Origin of the sequence: Sphingobacterium tenebrionis, from assembly GCF_037126265.1 — a bacterium.
GTDB lineage: Bacteria > Bacteroidota > Bacteroidia > Sphingobacteriales > Sphingobacteriaceae > Sphingobacterium > Sphingobacterium tenebrionis.
Window position 1 is genome coordinate 80,406 of sequence record NZ_JAYLLN010000009.1, and the last position, 8,154, is coordinate 88,559.

At 40.7% G+C, this 8,154-nt stretch carries 4 protein-coding genes; all 4 read left to right on the plus strand.

Annotated elements, in window-relative coordinates; all coding sequences use genetic code 11:
* Positions 1-208: 208 nt before the first annotated feature.
* The 4 genes from VJ786_RS05875 to VJ786_RS05890 all read left to right on the plus strand — a co-directional run bounded on the left by VJ786_RS05875 (position 209) and on the right by VJ786_RS05890 (position 7,979).
* Complete coding sequence (locus VJ786_RS05875; RefSeq protein WP_099365539.1) at positions 209-1,615, plus strand: Gfo/Idh/MocA family protein; 1,407 nt, start codon at positions 209-211, stop codon at positions 1,613-1,615.
* 85 nt (positions 1,616-1,700) lie between these two features.
* Positions 1,701-2,786: a formylglycine-generating enzyme family protein gene (locus VJ786_RS05880; protein WP_099365540.1), complete on the plus strand. Its 1,086-nt coding sequence runs from the start codon at positions 1,701-1,703 to the stop codon at positions 2,784-2,786.
* Between the two features lie 583 nt (positions 2,787-3,369).
* Positions 3,370-6,516, plus strand: a complete 3,147-nt coding sequence (locus tag VJ786_RS05885; RefSeq protein ID WP_099365542.1) for a SusC/RagA family TonB-linked outer membrane protein — start codon at positions 3,370-3,372, stop codon at positions 6,514-6,516.
* A 20-nt stretch (positions 6,517-6,536) separates the two neighbouring features.
* The gene (locus tag VJ786_RS05890; protein WP_180268416.1) at positions 6,537-7,979 is read left to right on the plus strand and encodes a RagB/SusD family nutrient uptake outer membrane protein; all 1,443 of its coding nucleotides are present in this window, start codon (positions 6,537-6,539) and stop codon (positions 7,977-7,979) included.
* Positions 7,980-8,154: the final 175 nt, after the last annotated feature.

Genomic DNA, 8,154 nt, shown 5'->3' on the forward strand with positions numbered 1-8,154 from the left:
GCATTTCCAAATCATTTTTGAATTACTGAAAAACGTATTATACTTGTATTAGGGGTTTGATTATCAAGCTCCTCAACCAAATTATGAAATTCAATAATTTGATAGTTTTCAAAATTCGACTGTTTAGTTTGTTTTAAAATAGGTGATTTATTGGGGGGCTATTAGTCCCCCATAATTTTGTAACTTAGTTTCTTTATTATTATATACTATGAATAACAACCGTAGAGATTTTTTGAAGAAGGCAGGTTTATTGTCGTCAGCGGCAATTGCTTTACCTTCATTAAATAACCAAGTTTTTGCAGCTCCAAACTTTAACATGGCAGGATTTGCTGCTCCAAAAATTGATAAAGTAAAAGTTGCTATCATTGGATTAGGAATGCGTGGTCCAGGTGCCGTTGATCGTATTTCTTACATCGAAGGTGCAGAGATTGTTGCTTTATGCGATAAGCATGCTGACCGTGTAACGAAAGCACAGACCATCCTGACCAAAAAAGGATTAAAAGAAGCTAAAGCTTATTCTGGCGAAGATGGCTGGAAAACCATGCTAAAGAATGAAGATTTAGACCTCGTATATATCTGTACACCTTGGGAGTACCATGCGCCAATGGCGATCGAAGCGATGAAATCAGGTGCTCATGCGGCTACTGAAGTTCCGATCGGATTGACCATTAGCGAGATCTGGGAAGTGGTGAAAACATCAGAAGCGACCAAAAAGCACTGTATGATGTTGGAGAACTGTTGTTATGATTTCTTCGAGATGTTGACTTTGAACATGGCCCGTCAGGGTATGTTCGGGGAGTTGGTACATGCTGAAGGAGCTTATATCCACGATCTATTGGATCTGAACTTCAACAAAAATGGGTATGACAATATGTGGAGGTTGCGTGAAAACATCAAAATGAATGGTAACCTTTATCCAACACATGGTATTGGTCCGATCGCACAATGTTTGAACATCAACACCGGTGATAGAATGACGCATTTAGTGGCTATGCAATCCAATGATTTCCAAATGGCTGATAAGGCTAGGGAATTGGCAGCTAAGGATTCTTTCTACCAAGAATTTGTGGGTAAGAAATACAGAGGAAACATGGACGTTACGTTGATCAAGACGGAGAAAGGTAAAACCATGATGATCCAACATGATGTAACTTCGCCAAGACCTTATTCCCGTATTCACTTATTGAGTGGTACCAAAGGTTTTGCACAGAAGTATCCGCAAGAAGGAATTGCTTTTGGTCATAGCTACATCAAACCAGAAGAATTGAAAGGGCTATATGACAAATACACACCAGAATTGGTTAAATTCATTGGTGAACAAGCGAAGCAAGTTGGTGGTCATGGTGGTATGGACTTCATGATGGACTGGCGTATGATCGACTGTTTGCGTAATGGTTTACCATTGGATCAGTCGGTATATGATGGTGCATCTTGGAGTGCTGTAGTTCCTTTGAGCGTACAGTCTGTTGCTAAAAACAGTCGTACAGTAGAGGTTCCTGACTTTACAAGAGGTAACTGGAAAACCAACAAGCCACACGACATGACCTTGAATGGTGGTGGGAACACGAAAATCCGTGCGAAAGTAAACGGAAAGAACATTCAATTGGACGTGTAACGAATACGTATAATTTAAAATAATCCCCTTATAAGAGGTTGCTTTCTTTGGATAGCAACCTTTTTTTTGTTATCATCGTTCTATCATGAAGAAAATCAACCTATTGATCCTTCTGGCTTGTGCTCTACAGGCTTGTGAGTCAACGAATAAAAAACAAGATTCCAATTCTTTATTGGCTTCAGATTCTGCGGCGGTATGCCATAATGGAAGTATTCCTTCTCGTTTTGCTTCTTTGGTGAACCAGGGCGATTCCTTGCAGCGTATTCAAGGTAAGGATGAAGTGGAAATGGTTTATATACCAGGAGGTTTGTTTCGGATGGGTTCGGAGGCTTTTGAGGATGCTAAGCCTATTCATGAGGTGCAGGTTTCGCCATTTTATATGGATGCACATGAAGTAACTAATGCGCAGTATACCGTTTTTGTAAAGGCGACAGGTTATGTGACGGTAGCTGAGCGCCCATTGGATCCTAAGGAGTTTCCGGGGGTTGATCCGGCTATGTTGGTGCCTGGATCGGCTGTTTTCGCTGCGCCGGCTAATGTGGAAGGTTTGCAGAACCATCTGCAGTGGTGGAAGTATGTGCCTGATGCGAATTGGCGGCAACCGGAGGGTCCTGGGAGTTCTATTGTAGGAAAAGAAAACCATCCGGTTACTCAGTTGGCATATCAGGATGCAGAAGCCTATGCGAAATGGGCGGGCAAGCGTTTGCCTACGGAGGCGGAATGGGAGTTTGCGGCGAAAGCTGGTAAGCATGTGAATGAAACCTATTATTGGGGGAATGAGAAATTGGAGGATGGGAAATGGTTGGCGAATATTTATCAGGGCAAGTTTCCATTGAAGAATACGAAGGAGGATGGGTATGAAACGACAGCTCCTGTAAAATCTTATCCGGCAAATGCTTATGGGTTGTATGATATGGAGGGGAATGTATGGGAATGGTGTTCGGATTTCTATCGACCGGATTATTATGGGGCGAGTGCTAAGGATAATCCGAAAGGACCTAAGGATTCTTATGATCCGCAGGAGCCAGGGGCAGTGAAGAGGGTGCAGCGCGGTGGTTCTTTTTTATGTAATGATGAGTATTGTGAAAGGTATAAGGCGGGGAGTAGGGGAAAAGGGGAAGTGAATTCGCCGACTAATAATGTGGGGTTTAGGTGTGTGGTTGATAAATAGGTGTGTTGTTGGCTAGGTACGCCCTCCGTCATTGCGAGAAAAATTTGCGTTATTGCGTTCTCGTCGTCATTGCGTTCTCTTCGTCATTGCGAGGAGGTACGACGAAGCAATCTTTCGATTAGTGTCATCCTGAGCAGCGTCGAAGGATCTGTACGGGTACCAAATTTAGATGCTTCGACTTCGCTCAGCATGACATGGGGGAAGATTGCTTCGTTCCTCGCAATGACGTGGGGATAAAGATTGCTTCGTTCCTCGCAATGACGCAGGGTTATGAAGCGGGTTATTTCATAGAATTTTTCAAAAACAAATCTGACAAGGAGGGCACTCGCCCTCCTTTTTTATTTTTATTTACTTTCTTTTTTATACCAAAACATTAATCAACCATAATTTTTATTAATTCCTACCCATATTATTATCTTTATTAAAAATATTAATGAATTAAAATGTATTAATTTTTCAAAAAATATTTGTGTAATTAAAATTAAATTTGAATATTTAATTAATGATTAATAACATGGTAGTTATTTAGCAGTTTACGCGCCACTGTAAACCCCAATTAACAAACAACAAACTAATTAACCGTATGAAACAAAAAATTTTACTCTTTTGTTTGCTCATCTGGATGATGATGGGACAAGCGTATGCACAAAGTCGACAAGTAACTGGAACAGTTACTTCAGCAAGCGATTCCAAACCTTTGGCAGGTGTTTCAGTTTTAGTATCTGGAACAACTTTAGGCACCCAAACCAATCAAGATGGACAGTTCACCATCACCGTACCAAATTCACAAGCGAAATTATTATTTTCTTATGTTGGCTATCAGGATCAATCTGCCCAAGTTGGTTCAAGAACGGTTATCAATATTTCTCTCCTTGCTGTTGGGGAGGTGTTGGATGAGATAGTTGTAACAGGATATTTGGTACAACGAAAACAAAGTTTTACTGGATCATCGGCAAATATTGCTGGAGATAAAGTTGCTAATCGGCCTTTACAGAGTTTTAGTCAAGGTTTGACAGGACAAGCATCTGGTGTGAATATTATTCAACCTTCAGGGGTGCTGAACAACCCTCCTGTAGTTCGGGTTCGGGGTCTAAGTTCCCTTTCCTTAAGTTCATTTCCGTTGGTCGTAGTGGATGGAATTCCGATCTCCACAGGAGACGTATCTTCCAACTCTTCGGTGAATAACCCGCTAGGAGATATCAATCCTGAAGATATTGCTTCGATCAATATTTTAAAGGATGCAGCTTCTACGGCGATTTATGGTTCGAGAGCTGCAGCCGGGGTTTTGGTGATTACGACAAAACGCGGAAAAACAGGCGATGCCAAGTTCAGCTATGATGGCTGGATGGGTTCTTCCCAAGCGGTCAGATTACCTGAGCTCCTTAATGCAGAACAATATGTAACCCACAAAAACAAGGCTATAGCTAATGCAAGAGCCTTGAATCCGAGATTACCTCAGGGGTCTTTTCCTCAGGCAGGAGGCTTTTTCCTAGACACCTTGGAAGACGGCCGTATTGTGGAAACCAACTGGGCGGATTTAGTTTATCAAAATGGAATATCCCATAACCATAATTTAAGTGTTACTGGCGGAACCGAAAAGACAAGTTATTATTTTTCAGGCAACATGTCGGATCAACGCGGGATCTTGGTCAAGAACAATTTTAAAAGAAAGGCAATTAGAGCGAATATAGATCATCGGTTGTCCGATAGATTTAAGTTTGGCGGATCTTTTAGTTACACGAACAGTCATAACCAGTCACCCAATTCAGGATCTGTTCCTGGAGCAGCATTCAATACTTCTGGGCTTGGTCGGATTGCCATGGTTCAAGCACCGAATGTTTCCCCTTATTTACCAGATGGTGGTTATAGTGTTACCGGTAATTCTATTGGAAAAGGTAAGAATGTCCTTGCTCCAAATTATCCAAACCCTATGCCGATCATTGACTTGGATAAAAACACATCGGAAACCAATCGTTTATTTGCCAATGCAAATTTTGAGGCCAATATAATTGAAGGGTTAAAATTCTCTTCTAGTTATACTTGGGACTTGAGGAATACCGGAAACCAGACTTTTTGGAATCCTATAAATGGAGATGGCTTCAGTTACCAAGGTTTTGCATCGAATAATACGGCTAAGGCTAATAACTGGATTTTCATGAATAACCTGGTGTATTCAAAATCCATTAATGATCATAATTTCGTGCTTTTGGTTGGTCATGAATCTCAATTGAACCGGGTGGAAACTTGGGGTGGTACAAGAACAGCTCTCACCGATAGATTCTTTAACCAATTTCAAGGAGGGTATAAAAATAACCTACCAAGTGGAAACGGGATTGGAGAACAGGCCTTTGAGTCGTACCTAAGTTCTTTGAACTATGATTTTGCTGGGAAATATTTCATCACCGCAAATATTCGAAGAGATGGTAATTCGGCTTTATCAGCGGCCAATCGTTGGGGTAATTTTGGAGGTGCATCCTTAGGCTGGACCATTTCAAAAGAAAATTTCTTTGAATCCTCGGTATTGGGTGAGTTGTTCAATTCCATGCGTTTTAAAGGAAGTTGGGGGCGTGTTGGTAATGGAAATCTAACAAACTGGTATGCCACCAATAATCTATATACAGCGGGGGTTTATGGGCAAGATGGTATTGTGGCTTTCGCACAAGCGGGCTTAAAGGACCTGAAGTGGGAATCAAGCAGCCAAACCAATATTGGATTGGATTTTACCATGTTGGATAATCGATTGACGGCAGAAGTGAACTGGTTCAACAAGGATATCGATAATATGATTTTGGCTGTTCCACAAACGTTGTCAAAAGGTATCCCTGGCAGTTCTATTCTGATGAACGTGGGTAGTATGTATAATAAAGGATGGGAATTTTCTCTGAATTTTCAAGCTATACGAAGAGAAAATTTTAAATGGAATACAAATGTGAATTTTGCAACCAATGAAAATATGGTGACAAAACTTTACGATGGTAGACCGATAATTGCCAGTACGGCTACGTTGGAAACAACAAGTATAACGGAAGAAGGAAAGTCTGCGGCGCAAATTTATGCCGTTCCTACCGCAGGGATAAACCCGGAAAATGGACGAAGGATCTTCATCAATAAAGAAGGTGAAAAGGTTCAATTTCAACCTTCAGCACCTGGCGCTGCATATACCTATTTGGACGGTAGAACAGCTCCTACAGCTGCAGACCAGGCTGTGGCCATGGGAAATACCTTGCCAACATGGTATGGGGGTTTCAACAATGATTTCCAATTCCGCAATTTCGATGTACAGTTGAATTTCACCTACTCGGGCGGGAACTATATTTACAATGGAACAAGAGCGGGCTTATTGGATCAACGGATCTGGAATAACTCCACTGAAATTTTGGAATCTTGGACGCCAGAAAATAAAAATGCTAAAATTCCATTGGCCATCTACAATGATAATGTTTCCAATGGATCTTCTTATGCCATTGGGGCCAATGTAGAAAAAGGAGATTTTTTAAGGCTTCAGACGGCCACAGTTGGCTATCGAGTACCATCGGATTTCTTGCAACGTGCGCAGATTTCTTCTGTTCGGTTTTATGTTTCTGTGCATAATGCCTTCTTACTTACAAAATATACCGGTGTGGATCCAGAAATTTCCTCGAATGGTAACAGTAACCTCAGTTCTGGTGTAGAGCGGAACTCGATTCCGAACGGTCGGACTTTTACATTTGGAATTAATCTAGGGCTATAAATTATCAAGACATGAAAAAAATGAAATCAACAACAAAAATATTAGCGAGCTTCCTGTTTTTAGCCGTTTATTTAATGGTTAATTCCTGTGGGAAGGATTTTCTTGACCGAGCTTCAGAAACGGAGATTCCGGAGGATCAAATCAGTGCAGAAGCTACCAGGATTGAAGGGCAAGTAAATGGTCTATATGCATCGTTGAAAAGTGGTGCTTTATATGGAGGACGGTATCTGATTTATAACGACATCCGAGGCGATGAGTTTTTAAACAGAGCCCAAAATGGGGTAACCGGTTTTACGGTTTATTTGTTTACTAATGATCCTGCGGACAGTTACGTAGGTGGTTTTTGGGTAGCAGGATATCTAACCATCAATCGGGTTAATATTTTCCTAGATGAAATGGCCAAATTAGGTCCTAATATTATTACGGACGCCAAAAAGAAGGAATATATTGCGGAAGCGAAATTTGTGAGGGCAATGGCCTATTATGCATTGGTGCAATTGTTTGCTAAGCCATACGTTGCTGATAATGGTGCATCAAAAGGTATTCCTCTGCGTTTGAAACCTGAAAAAACGACAGAAAATAATGCGATACAACGTTCAACAGTAAAAGCAATTTATGATCAAATCCTAAAGGATCTGAACGAATCGGAGATTGATGTCCCAATGAGTCACTCCAATGGTTATAGGACTTCGACAAGAGCACATAAAAACACGGTAATCGCCTTCAAAACACGTATCTATTTAGCGATGAAGAATTTTCCTAAGGTAATTGAAGAGGGAAATAAATTAGTAACCGCTACTGCTCCTTTTAAAACAAAAACTGGTACTCATCAGGAACTGCTTGGACGAGTAGCGACGGTTTATGCAGATCGGATCAGTGCCGAACGAATTTTGAGTTTCCCATTTGAATTAACCAACGTCCCAGGTACACAAAATCAATTATCCTATTATTATAATATCGGAAACTTGGAATATCATATTAATACTTCAGGTACCGGTATTTATAATAATCCGAATTGGCCCGCTACGGATGCTAGAAAAAGAGATCTGACGGATTTGTATGCCAACACCTTTCGATATCTAACGAAATTTACAGATGTGGAAACTTACTTGGATTGGGTTCCGGCCATCCGTTATGCTGAAGTATTGTTAAATCTAGCCGAGGCTGAAGCAGAAGAAGGGGATGAGGCGCGAGCTTTAGCTTTATTAAAAGCGATTAGACATCGTTCGGATGCGAATTATGTATTCCCAACATTTGACAGTAGGGCTAAATTGGTAGAAGCTATTTTATTGGAAAGAAGGATAGAGTTGTTAGGAGAAGGTTTCCGAATCCCAGATTTACAACGGAGAAATATGCCTATCGTTTCTGTTGGTGCAGCAAAAAGCATCCTACCAACGGATCCGGAATATATTTTTCCAATTCCTTTGCGGGAAATTATTGATAATCCAGATATCAACAAATAATAGAGAAGTTTTTATTGATAGAACGTGGTTTATATTACATTAAGTTAATGATCAACAAAAAAGAGGCTGTCTCCTATGTTTGTGTCAAGCAAATGTAGGAGACATTTTTTGTTTTATAGATTTGCTGTATTTAGTGAAAAGAGGGAGAGCCTAGGGCTGTCTTAGTAGCTTTTTT